General features: G+C 62.9%; 17 protein-coding genes. 10 read left to right on the top strand and 7 right to left on the bottom strand.

Going from position 1 to position 19,352, the window contains the following annotated elements:
- Window positions 1-7: 7 nt before the first annotated feature.
- Window positions 8-604, bottom strand: a complete 597-nt coding sequence (gene rdfA, locus ACNO8S_RS16795; protein WP_014031168.1) for a rod-determining factor RdfA — start codon at window positions 602-604, stop codon at window positions 8-10.
- 309 nt (window positions 605-913) lie between these two features.
- On the opposite strand from rdfA, the gene ACNO8S_RS16790 reads away from it, so the two are divergent.
- From ACNO8S_RS16790 to ACNO8S_RS16770, 5 genes are all read left to right on the top strand, one after another.
- The gene (locus ACNO8S_RS16790) at window positions 914-1,606 is read left to right on the top strand and encodes a hypothetical protein (RefSeq protein WP_044952811.1); all 693 of its coding nucleotides are present in this window, start codon (window positions 914-916) and stop codon (window positions 1,604-1,606) included.
- Window positions 1,603-2,913 (top strand): hypothetical protein, encoded by a 1,311-nt coding sequence (locus ACNO8S_RS16785; protein WP_191449133.1) that lies wholly within the window; start codon window positions 1,603-1,605, stop codon window positions 2,911-2,913. The genes ACNO8S_RS16790 and ACNO8S_RS16785 overlap by 4 nt, the downstream gene beginning before the upstream one ends.
- Window positions 2,914-3,529: 616 nt before the next feature.
- Entirely contained in the window at window positions 3,530-6,064 is a 2,535-nt protein-coding gene (locus ACNO8S_RS16780; RefSeq protein ID WP_420182944.1) for a GcvT family protein, read from the top strand.
- Window positions 6,065-6,107: 43 nt separating this feature from the next.
- A complete protein-coding gene (locus tag ACNO8S_RS16775) occupies window positions 6,108-6,881 on the top strand; it encodes an electron transfer flavoprotein subunit beta/FixA family protein (protein ID WP_420182943.1) in 774 nt (257 codons plus the stop codon).
- A 2-nt stretch (window positions 6,882-6,883) separates the two neighbouring features.
- Complete coding sequence (locus tag ACNO8S_RS16770; protein ID WP_014031173.1) at window positions 6,884-7,852, top strand: electron transfer flavoprotein subunit alpha/FixB family protein; 969 nt, start codon at window positions 6,884-6,886, stop codon at window positions 7,850-7,852.
- 52 nt (window positions 7,853-7,904) lie between these two features.
- Here the strand turns inward: ACNO8S_RS16770 and ACNO8S_RS16765 are convergent, their stop codons facing one another.
- A complete protein-coding gene (locus ACNO8S_RS16765) occupies window positions 7,905-8,285 on the bottom strand; it encodes a cupin domain-containing protein (RefSeq protein WP_064288978.1) in 381 nt (126 codons plus the stop codon).
- 152 nt (window positions 8,286-8,437) lie between these two features.
- Here ACNO8S_RS16765 and ACNO8S_RS16760 point away from each other — a divergent pair, with 152 nt between their 5' ends.
- Window positions 8,438-9,031 (top strand): cyclodeaminase/cyclohydrolase family protein, encoded by a 594-nt coding sequence (locus ACNO8S_RS16760; protein ID WP_064288979.1) that lies wholly within the window; start codon window positions 8,438-8,440, stop codon window positions 9,029-9,031.
- An 85-nt stretch (window positions 9,032-9,116) separates the two neighbouring features.
- On the opposite strand, the gene ACNO8S_RS16755 is transcribed toward ACNO8S_RS16760, so the two are convergent.
- Window positions 9,117-10,862, bottom strand: coding sequence for a formate--tetrahydrofolate ligase (locus ACNO8S_RS16755; RefSeq protein WP_014031176.1), 1,746 nt, complete (start codon window positions 10,860-10,862; stop codon window positions 9,117-9,119).
- 326 nt (window positions 10,863-11,188) lie between these two features.
- Here ACNO8S_RS16755 and folP point away from each other — a divergent pair, with 326 nt between their 5' ends.
- Window positions 11,189-13,588 carry a dihydropteroate synthase gene (folP, locus tag ACNO8S_RS16750; RefSeq protein ID WP_420182942.1) on the top strand — a complete coding sequence of 800 codons (2,400 nt, stop codon included), beginning with the start codon at window positions 11,189-11,191 and terminating at the stop codon, window positions 13,586-13,588.
- Window positions 13,589-13,613: 25 nt separating this feature from the next.
- A complete protein-coding gene (locus ACNO8S_RS16745) occupies window positions 13,614-13,847 on the top strand; it encodes a hypothetical protein (RefSeq protein WP_050006940.1) in 234 nt (77 codons plus the stop codon).
- A gap of 115 nt (window positions 13,848-13,962) precedes the next feature.
- On the opposite strand, the gene ACNO8S_RS16740 is transcribed toward ACNO8S_RS16745, so the two are convergent.
- Complete coding sequence (locus ACNO8S_RS16740) at window positions 13,963-14,394, bottom strand: hypothetical protein (protein WP_230458915.1); 432 nt, start codon at window positions 14,392-14,394, stop codon at window positions 13,963-13,965.
- Window positions 14,395-14,500: 106 nt separating this feature from the next.
- Between ACNO8S_RS16740 and ACNO8S_RS16735 the strand changes: the two genes are divergently transcribed.
- Entirely contained in the window at window positions 14,501-15,109 is a 609-nt protein-coding gene (locus ACNO8S_RS16735) for a hypothetical protein (RefSeq protein ID WP_050006941.1), read from the top strand.
- 76 nt (window positions 15,110-15,185) lie between these two features.
- On the opposite strand, the gene ACNO8S_RS16730 is transcribed toward ACNO8S_RS16735, so the two are convergent.
- On the bottom strand, window positions 15,186-16,946 hold the full coding sequence (locus ACNO8S_RS16730; RefSeq protein ID WP_050038312.1) for a BCCT family transporter: 1,761 nt from the start codon (window positions 16,944-16,946) through the stop codon (window positions 15,186-15,188).
- A gap of 414 nt (window positions 16,947-17,360) precedes the next feature.
- On the opposite strand from ACNO8S_RS16730, the gene ACNO8S_RS16725 reads away from it, so the two are divergent.
- Window positions 17,361-17,522, top strand: coding sequence for a hypothetical protein (locus ACNO8S_RS16725; RefSeq protein WP_005533017.1), 162 nt, complete (start codon window positions 17,361-17,363; stop codon window positions 17,520-17,522).
- A 6-nt stretch (window positions 17,523-17,528) separates the two neighbouring features.
- On the opposite strand, the gene ACNO8S_RS16720 is transcribed toward ACNO8S_RS16725, so the two are convergent.
- Window positions 17,529-17,972: a universal stress protein gene (locus ACNO8S_RS16720; RefSeq protein ID WP_014031182.1), complete on the bottom strand. Its 444-nt coding sequence runs from the start codon at window positions 17,970-17,972 to the stop codon at window positions 17,529-17,531.
- 91 nt (window positions 17,973-18,063) lie between these two features.
- On the bottom strand, window positions 18,064-19,326 hold the full coding sequence (gene ilvA / locus ACNO8S_RS16715; RefSeq protein WP_420182941.1) for a threonine ammonia-lyase: 1,263 nt from the start codon (window positions 19,324-19,326) through the stop codon (window positions 18,064-18,066).
- Between the last annotated feature and the right edge of the window lie 26 nt (window positions 19,327-19,352).

The raw sequence follows: 19,352 nt of genomic DNA, 5'->3' as shown, positions 1-19,352 counted from the left end.
TGAGCGCTCACTCACAGTCACAGCCGCCGCGGTCGAGAAGGTCACTGATGCCGTAGCGCGTCCCGCAGTCCTGACAGCGAATATCGATGCTCACGAACACTCGGTACTCGCCGACAGTGAGTTTGTCAGCGGTGTTCAGTCGGTCGACCGTGTCCCGGACGATTGTCTCGACGCGGCTGCGGAGGCGGTCAATTGTCCCGCGTTCCTGCTCGACCTGTTCAGTTTCGGATTCAGGCTCGTAGCTCACATCACGAACCTCTGTGAGATAGTACCGAATCGCCTGATACGTGACGAACTGGCTTTCCAGCGTATCGACGTCGATGCCTGCCCGTTCGAGTCGGTTCCGCGCTTCGATCCGTTTGCCCGCACTGACGTCGTCGTCCGTTAAGAGTCGATAGAAGTTCGCCGGTTCGCCGTCGATGACGTCCATGCCCGAATTGCGGATTGCAGCCACAAGCAGCGCTTGATTGAACCGATCAGCGAGGTCACGGAGACTCTGCCGTTCCCTATTCTTCCCGAGCCACGCGTGCTCCAGTTCCGTTCCCATCGACGTCAGTCCATACGTTTCGATCAACTGTGCGACTTTCGACTGCGCTGACCCCATTATCGCCAGAACGCGTCGATCCGGTTTAGCCGTTTTGTTGCGATATCTGCGTCTCTCCACCACTTAGCAGCCATACTTCTTGGTTCCAGAAGACATCACTCACAGGGATGTATTTGACCGCGGATGTGTATAATATAAGCCAATAGAGCCGAATATAGTTACATAAGGCCTGAATTCGCGGATATACAAGTACCGAATACGATAGAAAGTCGCTCCTCGATCTATTCTTCGGGATGTCTGGTACGCTCTCGGTAACGTCCATCTACCACGAGAATTTTATACCTGACATTACAAGCGGGAAATTACACGATGGTCCCCTCCACTCGACGTACCCTCCTCCACAGCGCATGCGGGCTAGCGACGATGCTGGCCGGCTGTAGTGGAATGTTCGAGGGCAGCGACGAATCAACACGCACCGCTTCCGAAAACGATGGCTCGACCGCTCCGAGAGCTGGCATGGAGTCCGACCCGGCGGCAGTTGTCACACGCGTTGACGCCGACCGGCAGCCTGTCTGGCTCGACGATGGAGACGGTCGGCCAACCGAAAGCCAGCATTCCCATCGATTGGAGTCCAAGATTATCGATACGGAATCTAAAGCGGACCGGCTCGCCGTCGCCGGAGACGTGGACAGTTCGCTGGTCGAAACCTTCCTCGACGAGACTGACTTCGACACGGAAACCGTCTACGTCCAGAACGTGATGATCGAGGAGTGCTTTCGACTAACGCTCTGTCAGGTCAGCTGGACGACGAACAGCGTCTCGACCGACTACGGCCGAGTGAGTCGCCCCTACGACGAACCCTGCACAGCAGGCAACAAGGTGTACGCGGTGTGGTTCATCCGGATTCCCGATACAGTCAACGCCGACGACATCTCCAGTTACTCCTCCTCCATCGGTGGGAGCGCCTGTGACAGCCAGCGAGTCGATGCCGAGGGCGAGGGCGGGGGCGGGTCAGCCTCGGATAGCGACCGCCGAACCCAGACTGGTGGTGAGCAGGCATGACCGACGACACGTCCGCGACGGGCGGGGAGTCCGGTCGGATGACCCGCCGTGGTGTGCTCGCCCTGGTTGGGGCCAGTGCTATCGCTGGTTGTAGCAGTATCGACAGTCTGGGTGGGGAACGCGAGGCAACTATCGATGCCTACAATCTGCCCGATGTCCCGCGCGACGAAGAGCGAGAATCCCCTGTCTCTCCTTCGATCCCGGTCGACATCACAGCGGAGCATTTCGACGCCGCGAGGGAACGGATACGCTCGCTGCTAGCGACGCTTCCCACACCGTTGGGCCCCGAAGAAATCCCGAACGGTCACATCCGACAGCACCTGACAGATGCCGCCAGTGACGCCTCAGACGGCCTCGACGATGCGCGGACGGCCCGAACCGGGTTGATGGCGCTCCGGTCGTTGCGTCGCGCTCGCGAAAACGCCCGCTACGCCGCTGCGGGGTGGAGTGTTGTCGAGAGTGGCCGTACCGCTGCTCCGCTCCGAAACGAGCACGAAAGGACCGTGTCTGCGGCCCACGAAACCCGGCAGGAGCACGAATACGTCGGGATTGACCCGGTGCGCGCGGCGCTAGTCCACGCCCGTATCGAGACAGGACTGGAGCGGGCCAGTGACATGGACGTCCTACCCAGAGAAGAGTCGGAGTTACTGTCGGTCGCCGAATGGGGTGAGACGGCCGAGTCGGCACAGGCGTATCTCGACGACGCTCGCCACCTGCGGGCGCGGTTCGCTGCTTCGCTTCCATCCGATGCTGGGACAGTCAGGCCGACGCTGACAGATGCAGCAGAAACACTGCTTGTGGACATCCGCGACAGGCAGGCGGACCTGCCGCCGGAAACGGCCGCTGACGAGCGATCTCCGGGACAGATGGTTGTGGACGAACTCCGCTGGGAGGTGGAGAGCGGTCTCAGCCGCCTCACTGATGCCGTCGGGCCCGCGAGCGCTGTTGTCGATGCGAACAGCCAGATCGCCCGGTTCCGAGCGCTCGACCGCATTCAGTCACGTCGGGAGGCGGACGAACTCGCTCGGCCATCAGATGGGACAGCGGTTCGCGACATCAGGCAGACCGCGTACGATGCACTCACCGCGGCCCTCGAATCGAGTTCACAGCCGGAACTGGTCCGGACGGTACTCGTTGACGCCGGCCACAAGGCCATGGCCGCTGACCGTGAGTTAACACATCATCAGGGAGAGATATCGGCCACTACGCTCGATAGAAGCGTTGCGGACTACTGGCACGCGACGGCACTCGCCCGTTCAGTGTCGGCAGCGACGCACCAAACAGTCCGGGCGCTGCAGGCCGACTGAAACGGCACGACAACAGCGCCACAACTGCTTCGGCGATCGTCGACCACGCGCCGCCACACTGTTATGTAGTTCCTTCTTCACAACATCCCTCTGATACTGATAGGCTCTGTGAGCTAATGTTGGTACGATTGTTATTCTCGGCCCCGTGGACGGCCAGCCCGACATTGAATGGGCTGTCGCTATTCCTGAACTGCACCGCCCTATAGAAATCGGGACCGAAGCAGCACCCACCGCTATCAGCGCGAGTGATGTCGGTTCGATCCGGAGATTGAGACGACGACCAGAGAGCGCGTCGGAACCATTCCAACGGACGGCACAAAACTCATACCATTGGTTTTTTTACAGAATGAGTATTCTGCCCGTCCCTCCGACTCTGAAACGTCAGCGTGGCCCCGTCGACGCGACTACCGAACAGAAACAGGGGTTTATAGCTGCTGACTCCCTGAACAACGAACGATTTCCGGCGGTCTTCGCCCAGTGGTATATAAATCGCCGCAGAACTGTGGTCCTTGCTTCTTTCCGGAAAGGGGCCACGCTCAAAACGGATGATGTTGAGAGCTATCACCACGAGCGGCGAGAGTACAGTTCGGTCCGCCAGCATACGGGTGAGACCGCGATGAGTTCGAACTCGCTGCCGTCAGCGGCGAAGACAGTACTCATCGGTGGCGGTATCGTCGGAAACAGTCTCGCGTACCATCTCGCCCGGATGGGGCGAGAAGACATCGCGATTCTGGACAAGGGGCCCTTACCCGACCCCGGTGGCTCGACGGGTCACGCCTCGAACTTCCTGATGCCGGTGGAACACTCGAAGGAGATGACCCACCTCACCCGACGGAGTATCGAGCAGTACCGGGACATGGACACGTTCACCAACAGCGGCGGTATCGAAGTGGCACGCACCGAGGCACGGGTCGAGGAACTGAAACGCCGAATCCAGTCGGCGAAGGCGTGGGGCGAACCGGCGGAGCTGTTGACCCCCGAGGAAGTCGAAGCGCTCGTACCCTACGTCAACACTGACCTCGTCAAGGCAGGGTTTTACAGCACCGGCGCCGGGACGTGTGACCCGCTCCGGGCCGGTGAAGTGATGCGAGCGCGGGCGGACGAGTACACCGAGGGTGGCCTGCACGTCTCGCCCAACACCGAAGTGCTCGACCTTCACGTCGAAGACGGGTCGATACAGGCGGTCGAGACCGACCGCGGGACCATCACGGCCGACGAGGTGGTCATCGCGGCCGGGCTCTGGAGCCCGAAGCTCGCCGAGATGGCCGGCGTCGAGATCCCGCTGACGCCGGCGGTGCACCAGATGGTCAGCGTCGGTCCGATTTCCTTCTTCGAGGACTACGAGGGCGAAATCTCGTTCCCGGTCGTCCGCGACATGGACACCCAGATGTACGAGCGCCAGCACGGGAACGACCTCGAAGTCGGGTCGTATCAACACCGGCCGATACTCTGGGACGTCGAAGACATACCGTCCATCGACGAAGCGCCGCTGTCCCCGACACAGCCGCCGCTGACCGACGACGCGTTCGAGCAGTCGATGGCCGACGCGCTGGAGATCGTCCCGGAACTCCTCGACGACCCCGAGGCCGGCATCCGTCACGAAATCGACGGTCTGCTCTCGCAGACCCCCGACGGTGCGCCGCTGCTGGGCCCGCTGCAGGACGTCGACGGGCTCTGGTCGTGTGCCGCGATCTGGATCAAGGAGGCCCCGGCCATCGGCGAGGCGGTCGCCCAGTGGATGACGCGTGGCTGGTCGGATATCGACCTCCACGGGGCCGACGTGAACCGCTTTTACGAGTACGGGAACTCCCGCTCGTTCGTCAAAGACCGGGCCAGCGAAGGGTTCCAGAAGATATACGATATCGTCCACCCGGCCGAGCAGTACCAGTCCGCGAGAGAGCTTCGGACGAGCCCGTTCTACGAGAAGCAGGCCGACCTCGACGCGGAGTTCTTCGAGGCGGCCGGCTGGGAACGGCCGCAGTGGTACGAGTCGAACAGCGACCTGCTGGACCGGTACGAGGACGAACTCGCCGAGTTCCGGCGGCCGAACGAGTGGGACTCGCGGTGGTGGTCGCCGGTCATCCTCGCGGAGCATCTCCACACCCGCGAGCACGTCTCGATGATCGGCGACATGGGCTTCAGCATCTTCGACTTCCGCGGGTCGGACGTCGTCGACTACCTCGAACGGATGGCCGTGGGCCGCATCGACGTCGACGTCGGCAAGACCGTGTACACGCCGATTCTCGCCGAAAACGGCGGCTTCGTTTCGGACCTGACAATCGCCCGACTCGGCCCCAAGCACTACCGAGTCGTCACCGGCGGCGCGGCGGGCGGGTCCGACCGGGCCTGGTTCGGCGGCCACATCCCGGACGACGCCGACGTGACGATGATCGACCGCTCCGAGTCGCTGTGCACGCTGGGCGTCTGGGGACCGAACGCCCGCGATATGGTGGAGGGCGTCACCGAGGAAGACATGTCCCACGACGCGTTCGAGCCGTACACGGCACAGGAAATCACGGTCGGCGAGGTAGACGCGTGGGCGATGCGGCTCTCCTACATCGGCGAGCAGGGCTGGGAGATCTACGCTCCGATGGGTCAGGGCCGCCGGCTCTGGGACGTGCTCTGGGAGGCCGGCCAGGACCACAATGTCCGGCCGGCCGGCATGGGCGTCTACGGGACGACCGGCCGCCTGGAGAAGGGGTACCGGCTGTTCGGGCACGAACTCGAACTGGAGTACAACCCGGCGGAAGCGGGGCTGACCTTCCACGGTGTCAAGGACGCCGATTTCATCGGGAAGGAAGCCTACGCAGAGGCTATCGACGAGGAGAATACGGCCACGCTATGTACGCTGTCCGTTGACGACCACGCGCCAGAGGGCGGCGAGCGCCGCTTCATGCTCGGGAACGAACCGGTCCTCGATGAGAACGGGGACGTTCTGGTCGACGACGAGGGTCGTCGGTCGTACGTCACCAGCGCCGGGACCGGCCCGAGCGTTGGCAAGCACCTCCTCATGGCGTACCTCCCGCAGTCCCACGCCGAGGAAGGGCAGAGCCTCCAGGTCGAGTACATGGGCCAGCAGTATCCGGTGACCGTCGAGGTCGTCGGGAGCCGGCCCCTGTTCAACCCGGAGAACGAGCGCATCAGGAGCTAGCACAGCCAGTGAACCGACTGCAATCGAACGACGGAGACACGACATGGACACCGTAGCCTGCATCAAACGCGTGCCGGACACCGGCGCGAAGCTCACACTGACCGACGACGAACAGGAGATAGACACGAGCCATCTGGGGTTCACGATATCGCCCCACGAGGAGTGCGCCGTCGAGGAGGCCATTCAGGTGGCCGACGACCACGACGGGACGGCCACCGTGATGTCGCTCGGATCGGTGGACGCCGACGAACAGCTCCGGACCGGGCTCGCGATGACGGCCGGCGAGGCGACGCTGCTGGAAACCGACGGGGAGGAGTGGCGGCCTCGCGAAACGGCGGCCGCGCTCGCGGACGCCCTCAGCGGCGACGCCGGCACCGATCCGGAGTTCGACCTCCTCCTGTTCGGGAACGAATCGGCCGACGTGGCGAACCACCAGGTCGGGGTTCGCGTCGCCGAGCGGCTGGACGTGCCGTTCGTCGCGGGCGTGTCAGACCTGACGATTGAGGACGGGACAGCCGTCGCCGAACGCGACGTGACCGGCGGGACCGAGGTGTACGAACTCGACCTGCCAGCGGCCGTCGGCGTGAAGGAGGGGCTCAACGAACCACGCTACGCCTCGATGCGTGCCAAGATGCAGGCGCGCAAGCAGTCTATCGAACGGCAGACTCCGGTCGCCAGCGAGTTCGACGGGGGTATCGAGAAAGTCCGGTTGGAAGCGCCGGAGAGCACGGAGGGCTCGGCCGAGGTGCTCGGCGATGGATCGGACGCCGTACCCGCAGTCGTCGACCTGCTCCGCGACGACCTGGAGGTGATCTGACTGTGATACTGAGCCTCGTCGAACATGCGGGCGGAAGTCCCGAAGAGCCCTCGCTGGAGGCGCTCACGCTGGCCCGTGAACTGGCGACGGCGACCGACGCGGCGCTCGAAGCCGTCGCGTTCGGCGCAGAATCGGCGGCGCTCGGGGAGAAACTCGGTGACTACGGCGTAGAGACGCTCCACCACGTCGGTGACGAGCGGCTTGACACGTACGCACCCGAGGCCTGGGCGGAGAGTATCGCGCAGTTGCTCGACGCCACGGACCCGGACGCAGTCGTCGCCCCGGGGACTGACCGCGGACAGGAGGTGCTAGCCCACGTCGGTGCCAGGCGCGACCTGCCGATGGCGGCCAACTGTCTCGACGTCGAGGCCGGCGACGTGTACGAACTGTCGCGCCAGCGATGGGGTGGTAGCCTCGTCGAACACACACGCCTTGACAGTGACACGAAACTGGTGACTGCGGCGGAACACGAGTTTTCGCCGGAGACGGCGACAGAGACAGTTGAGTCGACGGTCCAGCCGTTCGAGCCGTCGCTCGACGAGAGCGCGTTCCGGGTCAGTGTCGACCGAGTCGAGGAGTCCGACGAGACCGGTGTGTCGCTCGGCGAGGCCCGCGTCGTCGTCGGCGGCGGGCGCGGTGTCGGTGGTCCGGAGGATTACGACAAACTGGAGACGCTGGCCGATAGCCTCGGCGGAACCGTCGGCGCGTCGCGGGCCGCCGTCAACGAGGGCTGGCGACCGCACAACGACCAGATCGGACAGACGGGCACGAAGATCAGCCCGGACCTCTACGTCGCCTGCGGTATCAGCGGTGCGGTGCAGCACATGGTGGGCTGTAAGGGTGCGGACAACATCCTGGCTATCAACACCGACCCGGAGGCGGCCATCATGCAGAAGGCCGACTACGCCGTCGTCGGCGACCTCCACGAGGTCGTGCCGGAGTTGAACGACGCGCTGGGAGACGGGGGCTGAGACGGGCAGCCGTTCCGTGTGCGGACTTGGTTGACGGGCTGGCCGCCTCGGCTCATTCTTTGACGACGTAGTCCCCGAAGTTCTCGACAGTTCCCACGGGCGGCGCGCCGAAAGCGAGCCAAGTGTGTGTCTCGTCCGTGTGGTTACAGAGATTCCGGACCGTGTCCGGGTGGACGCGGACGATCCCGCCCTCGGGGACATCGTGGAGGTCACCCTCGACGGCTATCTGGCCGCCGGTCGTCGCGACGAACACCTCCTCCTGGCCGTCGTGCGTGTGCGGTGTCGTCACCGATCCCGGTTCGACGATGACCTGATTCACCCGCATCTCCGTACAGCCGAGCGGGTCCGTGAGCTTCCGGACCTCTGTCTCACAGGTGTTGAACTGCTCTGTCGGTACCGTCGCTGGCTGGACGATTTCGAACGAAGACGCCATACAGCGTCTTGACAGAGTCCGGTCATAGCCTTTGTGACGGAACGGCCCACGCGGAGGGCGAATACCTTCAGGGAAATCATTAGGCGAGTGGGGCGAGAGTGCCGTGGTATGGACAGTCAATCACCAGAGCCGACTGGGGTTGAGCCCGACAGATGACGTTCGCGGACCAGCCTATCAGTGAGTTTCTCGACGACGTCGCGTCGGACCAGGTGACCCCGAGCGGCGGTGCGGTCGCGGCCGTCGGCGGCGCGATGGGCGCGGCGCTCTGTGAGATGGTCTGTATCCACACCGCCGGCACAGATGGGTCCGAGGCAGCGGCTGATGAACTAAGCGAGGTTGGTGACACGCTGGCCGACCGGCGAGAACGGCTGCTTGCCCTCGCCGACGAGGACGCAGCCACGGTCGACGCGGTCGGGGCCGCAATCGAGTCCGGGGACGACGACCGGATTCAGGTGGCTTCGAAACGTTCGACGGAAGTGCCACTGGAGACGGCCGAGGTCTGTCTCGACGTCGTTGAGCACGCCCGCACGGTGACTGCGAAGGGGACGCCGGTCGCTGTCCCGGACGCGGCCGTCGGGGCGCTGCTCGCGGCGGCGGCGCTACAGGCGTCCGTCGCGACTGTCCGGGCCAATCTCGACATGATCGACGACGAATCATTCGTGGCAGCGATGAAACAGCGGGCAGACGAGGCAGAAGCGGCCGGCAAAGCGGCGCTCGACGAAGCGGTCGCAAACGCGGAGCGGTGAGCGTCGTCACCTCGTCGAACGCCGAGCGGCATCCGTTAAAAATCGAGCGGACGAGCCACAGGAGCTGGGACGCGAGGCCGGTTCGTCAGAACAGCCCCGAAATGTTACCGTCTTCGTCGATGTCCATGTCGGCGGCAGCCGGTCGGGCCGGCAGGCCAGGCATCGTGAGCGCGTCGGCCGTGAGAGCGACCAGGAAGCCAGCTCCGGCAGACGGGTACACTTCGCTGATTTCGAGTTCCCAGCCCTCTGGCGCGCCCTTCTGGCTCGCGTCGTCGCTCAGCGAGTGGAACGTCTTGGACATGACGACCGGGTAGTCGTCGAAATCGAGCTCGTTCATCTGCTCGATGTCGTCGAGCGCGCCGCCGGTGTATTTCACGTCGTCAGCGCCGTAAATCTCGGTCGCGACGGTGTGGATCTTCTCCTTGATGCTGTCCTCGTCGTCGTACAGCATCCGGAAGTCCTCCTCGTTGCTCTCCTCGGTTGCCTCGATGACGTTCTCCGCGAGGTCGACGCCGCCCTCGCTGCCGTCGGAGAACACGTTCGACTCAGCCGCTCTGACCCCGAGGTCCTCACGGCAGTGGTCCAAGATGGCCTGAATCTCCTCGTCGGTGTCGTCCGGGAAGCGGTTGACGGAGACGACGACCGGGACGCCGAACTTCTGGAGGTTCGTCGCGTGCTTGTCGAGGTTCGAGAAGCCCGCTTCGACGGCTTCGACGCCGGCCTCGTCGATTTCGTCGTAGTCGACCGGCCACTGGTCGAGGCCGTGGTATTTGAGCGCGCGGACCGACGCCACCAGCACGACGGCGTTCGGCGTCATATCGCCCTTGCGACAGACCACGTCCATGAACTTCTCGGCCCCGAGGTCGGAGCCGAAACCAGCCTCGGTGACGAGGTAGTCGCCCATGCCGAAGGCAGTCTTGTCGGCGACGAGCGAGTTCGTCCCGTGGGCGATGTTCGCGAACGGCCCGCCGTGGACCAGCGCCGGCGTCCCCTCGATGGTCTGGACGACGTTCGGCTTGATCGCGTCCCGGAGTAGCATGGTTGCTGGGCCGGTCGCTTCGATATCTTCGACCGTGACCGGGTCGCCGTCCTCGTCGTAGGCGACGATGATGCGACTGACTCGCTCTTTGAGGTCGCCCAGGTCACTCGCCAGGCACAGCACCGCCATCAGTTCTGAGGCGGCGGTAAGGAGGAAGCTGTCCTCCCGTGGCGTCCCACCGGTTTTCCCGCCGAGGCCGACGACGGTCTCCCGGAGCGCGCGGTCGTTCATGTCGATAGCGCGCGGCCAGGAGACGTTGTTGATGTCGATGTTCAGGTCGTCACCCTGCGAGATCTTCGCGTCGAGCATCGCGGCGATGAGGTTGTGTGCAGAGGTGAGCGCGTGGAGGTCGCCGGTGAAGTGGAGGTTGATGTCCTCCATCGGAAGGACCTGCGACCGGCCGCCGCCTGCTGCGCCGCCTTTGACGCCGAACACCGGGCCAAGCGACGGTTCCCGGATGGCGATCATCGCTTCCTCGCCGACGTGGTTGAGCGTCTGTCCGAGGCCGACGGTCGTTACCGTCTTCCCCTCGCCTTTCGGCGTCGGGGTCATCCCGGTTACCAGGACGAGGTTCTGCTCCTTGTCTTCCGCCTGTTCACGGAGGCGCTCGATGGCGTGTTGTTTGACTTTCGCGGTGTATTCGCCGAAGTACTGGAGGTCGTCGAGGCCGAGTCCCCACGGCTCTACCAGTTCCCAGATCGGTTCCATCTCGGTCGACTGGGCGATATCGTAGTCCGTAGGAATCGGCTCCTGCGTCTCTTCGGTCGCGGATTGCTCATCCTGTGAAGACATCTCGACTAGCCCTTCCCTACACCGTCGTAATAATGTTAGTGAACCTGATACTATCGGGATAGGATGTGTTCGAGACGCCGTTACGGACCGCGTAAGCCACATCATGTATCTCGGCTTACGAGATTGGTTCCGTGGCCCAGCAGCAGTCCGGACGGCAGCGGCAGCGACGTCGGGATCTACGAAATGACTCGATCACGGTTTCCGGGCCGCCATTGAGGAGTTTCTCGTGGGTTTCGGCCTGAAGAGGGTGCTCCACCTCGTTACGTGCTATCGACGCAGAACCCTCTGGCGATAAATTAATCAGGCCGCCGCCGCCCAATTATGGTATGGAGTACCACGAGTCGGCGGACTACCTGCAGTCGCTACAACGCCGTCGGCCCAAGTTGGGGACCGATACGACGGCGCGGATGCTCGCACATCTCGGTGACCCGGACAACAGTTTCGACAGCGTGCAGATCGCCGGGTCGAACGGAAAGGGAAGCACCGCCCAGATGACCGAGAGCGTGATCAGAGCCGCCGGGCTGGACGTCGGCCTGTTCACTTCGCCGGGATTGAACGGCTTTCGGGAGCAAGTCACGGTCAACGGCGGCCGGATACCCAAAGAGCGGGTGACGGAGTTCGTCGAACAGATCGAGCCATGTATCGACCGCCTGGCCGCCGAGGACGACAAGCCGACGCATTTCGAGGTACTCACCGCGCTTGCGCTCTATCATTTCGATGTCGAAGACGTCGATGTGGCAGTTCTGGAAGTCGGTATCGGCGGCCGGTACGACGCCACGAGCGCGGTCGATCCCGTCGCAAGCGCCGTCACCAGTATCAGTTTAGAACACACCGACCTGCTCGGCGACACGGTCGAGAAGATCGCCCGCGACAAAGCACAGGTCGCGCCGCGGGACGCCCCACTCGTGACGGGAACGACCGGCGCTGCCCTTGATGCGATCCAGGGGATTACCGACACCATCACCGTCGGTGGTGAGGGGGCTGACGTCACCGCCGTCGAAAACGGCATGCGCTCGGCCGTCGAGAACCGCATCTCCCTCACGGGGCCGGACTGGGCGCTCGAATCGAACCTCAAACTGCTCGGACAGCATCAGGCGGAGAACGCCGGCGTCGCCGCGACGCTGGCCCGACAACTCATCGACGAGGACACCGAAACCATATCCGAGGGGCTGCGGGCCGCGACGCTGCCGGGGCGGTTCGAGATCCGGTCGACCGACCCGATGGTGGTTCTCGATGGCTCACACAACCCCGGCGCGATGGAGACGCTGACAACACTCATAGAGCGATACGAGTACGACGACCTCCACGTAGTCTTCGCCGCGATGCAGGACAAGGAGTACGAACGAATGATTGCGACGCTTCCGGCCGTCGAGACGGCGTTCGCCGCGCGACCGGAAGTCGACCGAGCCGCGAGCACTGGATCGCTCGCTGCCGCGTTCGAGGGGCAGGCAGCCCAGGTACAGCAGGTCGAGTCCGTTCCGGAAGCCACCGAACGAGCGGTAGCCACGGCCGGCGCGGACGACTTCGTACTCGTGGCCGGGTCTCTCTACGCAGTTGCCGAGGCTCGGGACCGCTGGAGTCGGCTGGTCGTTCCGACAGAGACGCTCCAGCAGCCGTCGGCGGGCGGGACCGCTGGATCAGGAAGTGAACCAGAAATCCACCAGCAGATGCTTTCGGTCACGCTGCGGCGCGACCAGGCAGGCGTCGTCAAACAGGCGTTCGAGGACTGCGGCGGCACCTGTACCCGTTCGGCTGTCGGGATGCCGGAGAAGCTCGTCGACACGACGCTGTCGGGAACGCCGCGACAGTTTCAACAGCTCACTGACAGACTGGCTTCGACAGGGCTGGGGCTCGGTCGGCTCGCCACGCAACTCGAAGGCACGCTGTCTGACAGGTCGTTCCCGCCGCCGTTCGACAGGGAAGAGGCGGCCGTGATGGGTATTCTCAACGTCACGCCGGACAGTTTCTACGACGGCGGCGAGTACAACCGTCGCGACCTCGCGGTCAGTCACGCGGAACAGATGATCGAGTCCGGGGCGGACATCGTCGACATCGGCGGCGAGAGCACGCGTCCCGGGGCTGACCCCGTGGCCGTCGAAACAGAGATCGACCGCGTAGTACCCGTTATCGAGGCCGTGTCCTCGCTCAATACCACCGTCTCCGTAGATACCCGAAAAGCCGCGGTCGCTGACGCGGCGCTGGACGCCGGTGCCGACATCGTCAACGACGTGTCGGGACTGTCGGACCCCGAGATGCGGTTCGTGGTTGCCGACCACGACGCGTCCGTCATCCTGATGCATAGCCTGTCCGCGCCAGTGGACCCAGGTCGAACTGTGACCTACGACGACGTCGTCGACGACGTGCTTCGAGACCTCACAGAACAGATCCTGCTCGCCGAGCAAGCCGGCATCGACCGCGAGCAGATTATCGTCGACCCCGGCTGTGGTTTCGGGAAGAACGCCGCCGAATCGTTCGAACTCGTCGACCGACTCCACGAGTTCCACGCGCTCGGCTGTCCGGTGCTGGTCGGGCATTCTCGGAAGTCGATGTTTGCCGATATGAGCGACGCAGGTGCGGACAGGCTGCCGCCGACCCTGGCCACGACAGCGCTGGCCGCTGAACGTGGGGCTGACGCAGTCAGGGTCCACGACGTCTCCGAGAACAACGCCGTGCTCAAGACGGTCTCAGCGACGGCATCGAGACCGTCTCAGCTTCGGCAACAATGATACCTGTGCAGCCCGAACAGTATGTATGCTACAGTTCCTGGCGCAGCTCGGTTCGGGCCTGCTTGAATCCGTCGGGCAGGTGGCAGCAGTCGCTGGAACCGTCGTCCTTCTGCTGATACTCGTCGCTCTGGGTGCCTTCGCGTACAAGAGTCTCACCGGAGACGGTATCCGCTGGCCCGATGAGCGAGAAGAGGCGGACAGTGAGGAGGACGACGGCGTCGTGCAAGGGAGCCGTGAGGACGACTGGAAGTATTACTGACGGCAGAATCCCACTCGCGTGTTGGAACTGGGCATCACCCTGCTTTTGATCTCGTAGCCGTTTCGAAGCAACGCATACCGGCCAAACGGCAGCAGTGATCAGTGTACCCATCGTCTCAATCAGTACTGCGGTCGTAGGAGTGTTCGAACTCCCAGTGGTACCGACAGTCCGTGCAGGTCGCCCACTCGGGGATGTCGAACCGCTCGGGGTGGCGTTGCCCGTGCTCCATCCGGCTCCGACAGACCGGGCAGGTGAGATACAGGAGCTGCAGGTCGGCGAACTCGTCGTGGCTGTATTCGCCGACACACCGCGGACAGTCGATGCTGTCACGCGCGTTGTGCTGGAAGATTTCCGACTCGCATCGCGGACATTCGACCGTCGCTGGCGGCCGTCTCGCCCACCCAATGTCACCGTCGTACGTCGTCGTTGCCGTGTCCATGCTCGACAGCCTGAACTTGTTCGGCCCGTCACTCCGCTGGAGTGGCGCGGCCACCCGCTTGCCGACCCAGACAAGCTTCGAGAGCAGAGCTGCGAGCCATCCAGACACTGTGACATGGTATGTATTCTGACGGCTTAAATTTCCGGGCAGTACGAACGCTGACCCGATGGTGAGCGGTCGATAGGTTTTCACGGCGACCCGCGGTATGTGGCATATGAGTGTTGACGCGGCTGTCGGTGTTGCGCCGACCGTCCCGGGACTGGCGGCAACTGTTGTGAATCCCGTCGTGGGACAGTTGATGCCCGGCGTTGGCACCGAACTGTCCAGACCGCTCCGCGGGCTCGTCTCGTTCGTTCTCGTGCTCGTGGCCGGCGCATTGGTGCTCCGGCTGCGGCGGAACTACGTCAACGAGTCGATTGACGCGATTTCGGACAGCCCGGCGACGGCCGTCCTCTACGGCATCGCTGGGTACGTGATCGTCGGTATCGTCGGCCTCTACGGGGCAACAACGCTAGCCCGCCTCAGCGTCGCTGGCGGGGTATTCGTCCGTGTCGCGATTCTCATCAGTAGTGCGTTCGTCCTGGTACTCACAAGCTTCGGCTTTCTCGTGGTCGGCACACTCCTCACTGATATCTTTGGCAGCCGCCGACCAACATACGGGCTCCTCATCGGAGCGTTTCTCAGCGCTGTCTCGTGGGTTCTGCTTTCACCCGCCGGCAGTATCGTGTCCAGCCTCGCCATCGCCGCGTTCGGAATCGGCGGCTCTGCCCGGATTTGGATACACTCTGAACGGACGGTCGAAACAGAACTGGGCGGCCGGTAGCGTGAACGGTTTCGGCCGCTGTTGGCTATAGCATCTGACACTACCGGTCGCGTCGGAAAACGCAAAACGAGAGGTTTCAGTCGGTACCCGTCGCCGTGTCGTCTCCCGGGTCGGAGATATCTGTCACCATTTCGTCGCCGGCGGTCACGACGTCGACATCATCCCGTTCAGAGAGGTCCTGAATCGTTTCTGCGAACTCTTCCGATTCGAGTATCTGGTACTCGTTGTCGAGCCCCAGATACACTGTATAGCACATCAGACACAGGATGAACGCGAACGGGAGTCCTGTGGTGATTGCGGCCGTCTGGAGCGCCGTCAGCCCGCCGCCGATGAGCAGGATAGACGCGACAAGGCCCTCGGTAAGGGCCCAGAATATCCGCTGTGTTCGCGGCACGTCGTGCTTTCCGCCCGAAGTCAGATGGTCGATGACCAGTGACCCGGAGTCAGACGACGTGACGAAGAACGTGATGACCAGCAGCGTCGCGATCAGTCCACTGACCACGCCAAGCGGGAACTGCTCCAGCAGGGCGAACATCGCGACGGTCTGGCCGACCTCGTTGTACGTCGCCAGCGCCTGTCCGTTCCCCAGCAGGGAGTTGAACATCGCGCTGCCGCCGAACACCGAGAGCCAGAGCGTCGAGAACATCGATGGAAGGAACAGCACGCCCAGTACAAACTCCCGGACGGACCGACCCTTCGAAATGCGCGCGATGAACATCCCGACGAACGGCGACCACGCGATCCACCAGCCCCAGTAGAACACGGTCCAGGCGGTGGGGGTCCCGTTCGCCGCTTCGTTGAGCGTCCCGGTAAAGAACCCGAGCGCCAGAATGTTTCCGAAGTACGCGCCGAGGCCCTCTGCCCACGTCCCGAAGATGTACACCGTCGGACCCACGATGACGAGGAACCCGAGTAGTGCGAACATCAGGTAGAGGTTCAGCGTACTCAGCCGCTTGACACCGCCGTCGAGCCCCGCTGCGACCGAGAGGGTCGCGATGAGCGTGATCCCGGCGATGAGCGCGACTTGCGGCCAGGTCCCTGTCGGGACACTCACCGCACCGAGCATGTCGCCGCCCACGTAGGAGAGCCCCGTGTTGACCTGTGCAACACCGAGTCCCAGTGAGGTTGACAGCCCGAACAGCGTCGCGAACACCGTCACGAGGTCGATGATGTGGCCCGGCCAGCCGTAAATCCGCTCGCCCAGCAGGGGCCAGAATATCGACCGGAAGGTGAGTGGGAGTCCCCGGTTAAACGAGAAGAACGCGAGGCCGAGTCCCACTAGGCCGTACACCGCCCACGGGTGAAAGCCCCAGTGGAAGAACGTCTGCGCCATCGCGGCGGACGCCGCTGCGCCGGTCCCCGCTTCGGCCCCGAAGAAGCTCGGGGGGTTCTGGAAGTAGTACAGCGGTTCCGAGACGCTGAAGAACATGAGGCCGATACCCATGCCGGCGCTGAACAGCATCGCCATCCAGGAGAAGTCGCTGAACTCCTTTTCGGCCTCGACGCCGCCGATTCTGATATTGCCGTACTTGCTGAACGCGAAGTAAAGCAGTGTGATGATGAACACGTTCACCGCCAGCAGGTAGAACCAGCCGAAAGTGTCCCCGATGGTATTGAACAGCCATGTGTACGCCGAGGCTGCGGTGTCACCGAGCAGTATCGTCACTGCGATGAACAGCGCAATGATCACCAGCGCCACCGGGAATACCACCGGATGGATGTCGAATCCAGCCGCCTGAATGTTCGTATCACCGGGTTCGCGGTCGGACTCCGGATGGAACAACTCGACCTGAAGCCCGTCAGACATTTCCCCGGTTTGGTCGTCACTGTTTGCCATACGTTACCCCTCTCGAACGCGGTACTGGTCTGTGGTGTCTCATTGTCGTAGTCGCGGTCGTCCTCTGTCGTAGTCCGTTGCCACCGTCATGGTAACGACATCCCGGCGTAGCGCGCCTACAGCAGTCGCATCCTGTTTGTCTTACTGTACTCGCTCGGGCGGACACGACGTGCCCGCAGGGCTATTGTCGGCGTGTTTTGTGTGCTACACAGTCTCATACTTATGCACTGATGCAACTGTAATAAAACTTCACCTTAGACACCAATATATTACGGACTGAAGCACTGTACGGCTGTGACTCGGCAGACATTTCTCCTATCTAGTACATTGAGGTTTGCTGGCTGTCGACGAGTCTTCGATTGTCTCACCGCTTGATGGGTGCGTATTTATTTCGGACTCCCACTTAGCATCAGTATGGCACGACTTCTGGCAACAGGGGCAGCCGCGGTGGCAGCACTGCTGATGGGCGTCGGCCTCGTCGGGATGACAGTCGGCGACTTCCGACTCGCAGGATTCAGTTTCCTCAGCGCCAGCCTGGTGATCTACATACGTGAGACGCGACTGATAGACGCGTAGCTGGTGTCAAATGTCGTTGACACTCATCCGCTGACTGATGACTGGAATGCTCGACGTCCGGACCACTTTATCGGTTGTCCCACCGAGCAGGTTCCCGAGCTTTCCACGGAACGCCGAGCCCAGGACAATCGCGTCCATGTCTTCGTTTTCAGCGAACTCGACGATTTCCTCGCTGGGTGCGCCGGTTTTGAAATGCGTCTTGTAATCGACGCCGTGCTCTTGGGCGACGTTCCCGAGATTCGCCAGAACCTCTTCCCCGTAGTTTCGATACTCCTCGCGCATCTCCTCTTCGTCATCTCTGAGCGCAAGCGCACGCGGCGTGCCCGGCAGGTCAATGACGTACAATGCATGGACTGTCGCGCCGAGTGCAGCGGCGAGTTCGATGCCGTGTTCTGCCCCTCTCCGGGCCTCATCACTGCCGTCATACGGGACGAGTATGTGGTCGTACATGGTGCCTGACTCATGTGTAATTCCCCCACACACCTGTTATAGGTTTCCCCGCTCGTGGCGTCGATCCGTCGATCTGAATGCCGATTCCGGCTCACAGTGCGCCGTTTTGGGCCTTCCGTGCGACGTTGTCGACGGGGTAGCCCGCGTCGCGTATCGCCGTAATGATGGTCTGTGCATGCTCGGCACCGCTCGTCTCGACGTTGAAGACGAGGTACGCCTCCCCGATTTCGAGGTTCTCGACGGACCGCTCGTGGCGAACGTCGTGGATGTTAGCTCCCTGCCGGGCGATGACCCCCGAGATCTCCTCCATCACACCCGGCTGGTCGTCGATGCGAACCCGAAGCTGAAGGAGCTGCTGGCGCTCCGTGAGCGCATGGATGAGAACCTCACGCATTTGTGTCATGTCGAGGTTCCCGCCACAGAGCAGCGGCATCACCGTTTCACCCGACACGTCGAGGCTGTCACTCAGTACGGCAGCCACGGAGGCGGCCCCGGCACCTTCTACGACCTGTTTGGCCCGTTCCATCAACAGGAGAATCGCCTGTGCGATGTCGGTGTCCGAAACAGTGACGACCTCGTCGACGTTCGCCTCGATGATGTCGAGCGTCGTCTCCGAGATGCCGCCTGTGGCGATGCCGTCAGCGATTGTGTCAACCTCGTCGAGCACGACCGGAATCCCTTTGTCGAGACTTTCGTGGACCGTCTCCGCGCCGGTCGCCTGAACGCCGACGACGCGCGTCTCGGGCGAGAGGTGCTTGACTGCGGTCGAGACACCGCTGATAAGTCCGCCGCCGCCGATGGGGACGATGACTGTGTCGACGTCGGGGCAGTCGTGGTACATTTCCGTACCGAGGGTCCCCTGTCCGGCAATGATGTCCAAATCGTCGTAGGCGTGAACGAACTCGGCGTCAGTCTCCTCAACGACGGCTTTGGCGTGGGACATCGTCTCCTGAAAGTCGTTGCCGACCAGTTCGACGCTTCCGCCGTAGGCCCTCGTGGCGTCGATCTTGGCCTGTGGCGCGTTCTCCGGCATGAAAATCGTTGACTCTGCCCCACATTTCGTCGCGGCGAGAGCGACACCCTGGGCGTGGTTCCCGGCGCTGGCGGCGACGAAGGACTCCACGTCATCGGCAACGTCCTGCGAGATCTTGTTGTACGCGCCTCTGGTTTTGAACGACCCTGTCCACTGGAGGTGCTCCATCTTCAGGTACACCTCGGCGTCGACGAACCCACCAAGGGACGAGCTCCGTTCGACTGGCGTCTTCTTTACAACTGTGTCGTCGTCCAGACGTTCGCGGGCTCGTTCGATGTCTGCGTATGTGACGGGTAGCGTGTCCGATTCGGTATGTGTCATGTGTTCGTATCGTCGCGGGCCTTATG

The organism is Haloarcula sp. KBTZ06 (assembly GCF_048595605.1).
GTDB classification, from domain to species: domain Archaea; phylum Halobacteriota; class Halobacteria; order Halobacteriales; family Haloarculaceae; genus Haloarcula; species Haloarcula hispanica.
The sequence above is the reverse complement of the archived record's forward strand: the minus strand, read 5'-3'. Positions and strand labels throughout refer to the sequence as shown.

What these genes read in the sequence shown, in the direction of transcription:
- rdfA (WP_014031168.1), bottom strand. Translation starts at nt 604, where the DNA reads ATGGGGTCAGCGCAGTCGAAAGTCGCACAGTTGATCGAAACGTATGGA.
- ACNO8S_RS16790 (WP_044952811.1), top strand. Translation starts at nt 914, where the DNA reads ATGGTCCCCTCCACTCGACGTACCCTCCTCCACAGCGCATGCGGGCTA.
- ACNO8S_RS16785 (WP_191449133.1), top strand. Translation starts at nt 1,603, where the DNA reads ATGACCGACGACACGTCCGCGACGGGCGGGGAGTCCGGTCGGATGACC.
- ACNO8S_RS16780 (WP_420182944.1), top strand. Translation starts at nt 3,530, where the DNA reads ATGAGTTCGAACTCGCTGCCGTCAGCGGCGAAGACAGTACTCATCGGT.
- ACNO8S_RS16775 (WP_420182943.1), top strand. Translation starts at nt 6,108, where the DNA reads ATGGACACCGTAGCCTGCATCAAACGCGTGCCGGACACCGGCGCGAAG.
- ACNO8S_RS16765 (WP_064288978.1), bottom strand. Translation starts at nt 8,285, where the DNA reads ATGGCGTCTTCGTTCGAAATCGTCCAGCCAGCGACGGTACCGACAGAG.
- ACNO8S_RS16760 (WP_064288979.1), top strand. Translation starts at nt 8,438, where the DNA reads ATGACGTTCGCGGACCAGCCTATCAGTGAGTTTCTCGACGACGTCGCG.
- ACNO8S_RS16755 (WP_014031176.1), bottom strand. Translation starts at nt 10,862, where the DNA reads ATGTCTTCACAGGATGAGCAATCCGCGACCGAAGAGACGCAGGAGCCG.
- folP (WP_420182942.1), top strand. Translation starts at nt 11,189, where the DNA reads ATGGAGTACCACGAGTCGGCGGACTACCTGCAGTCGCTACAACGCCGT.
- ACNO8S_RS16745 (WP_050006940.1), top strand. Translation starts at nt 13,614, where the DNA reads ATGCTACAGTTCCTGGCGCAGCTCGGTTCGGGCCTGCTTGAATCCGTC.
- ACNO8S_RS16735 (WP_050006941.1), top strand. Translation starts at nt 14,501, where the DNA reads ATGAGTGTTGACGCGGCTGTCGGTGTTGCGCCGACCGTCCCGGGACTG.
- ACNO8S_RS16730 (WP_050038312.1), bottom strand. Translation starts at nt 16,946, where the DNA reads ATGGCAAACAGTGACGACCAAACCGGGGAAATGTCTGACGGGCTTCAG.
- ACNO8S_RS16725 (WP_005533017.1), top strand. Translation starts at nt 17,361, where the DNA reads ATGGCACGACTTCTGGCAACAGGGGCAGCCGCGGTGGCAGCACTGCTG.
- ACNO8S_RS16720 (WP_014031182.1), bottom strand. Translation starts at nt 17,972, where the DNA reads ATGTACGACCACATACTCGTCCCGTATGACGGCAGTGATGAGGCCCGG.
- ilvA (WP_420182941.1), bottom strand. Translation starts at nt 19,326, where the DNA reads ATGACACATACCGAATCGGACACGCTACCCGTCACATACGCAGACATC.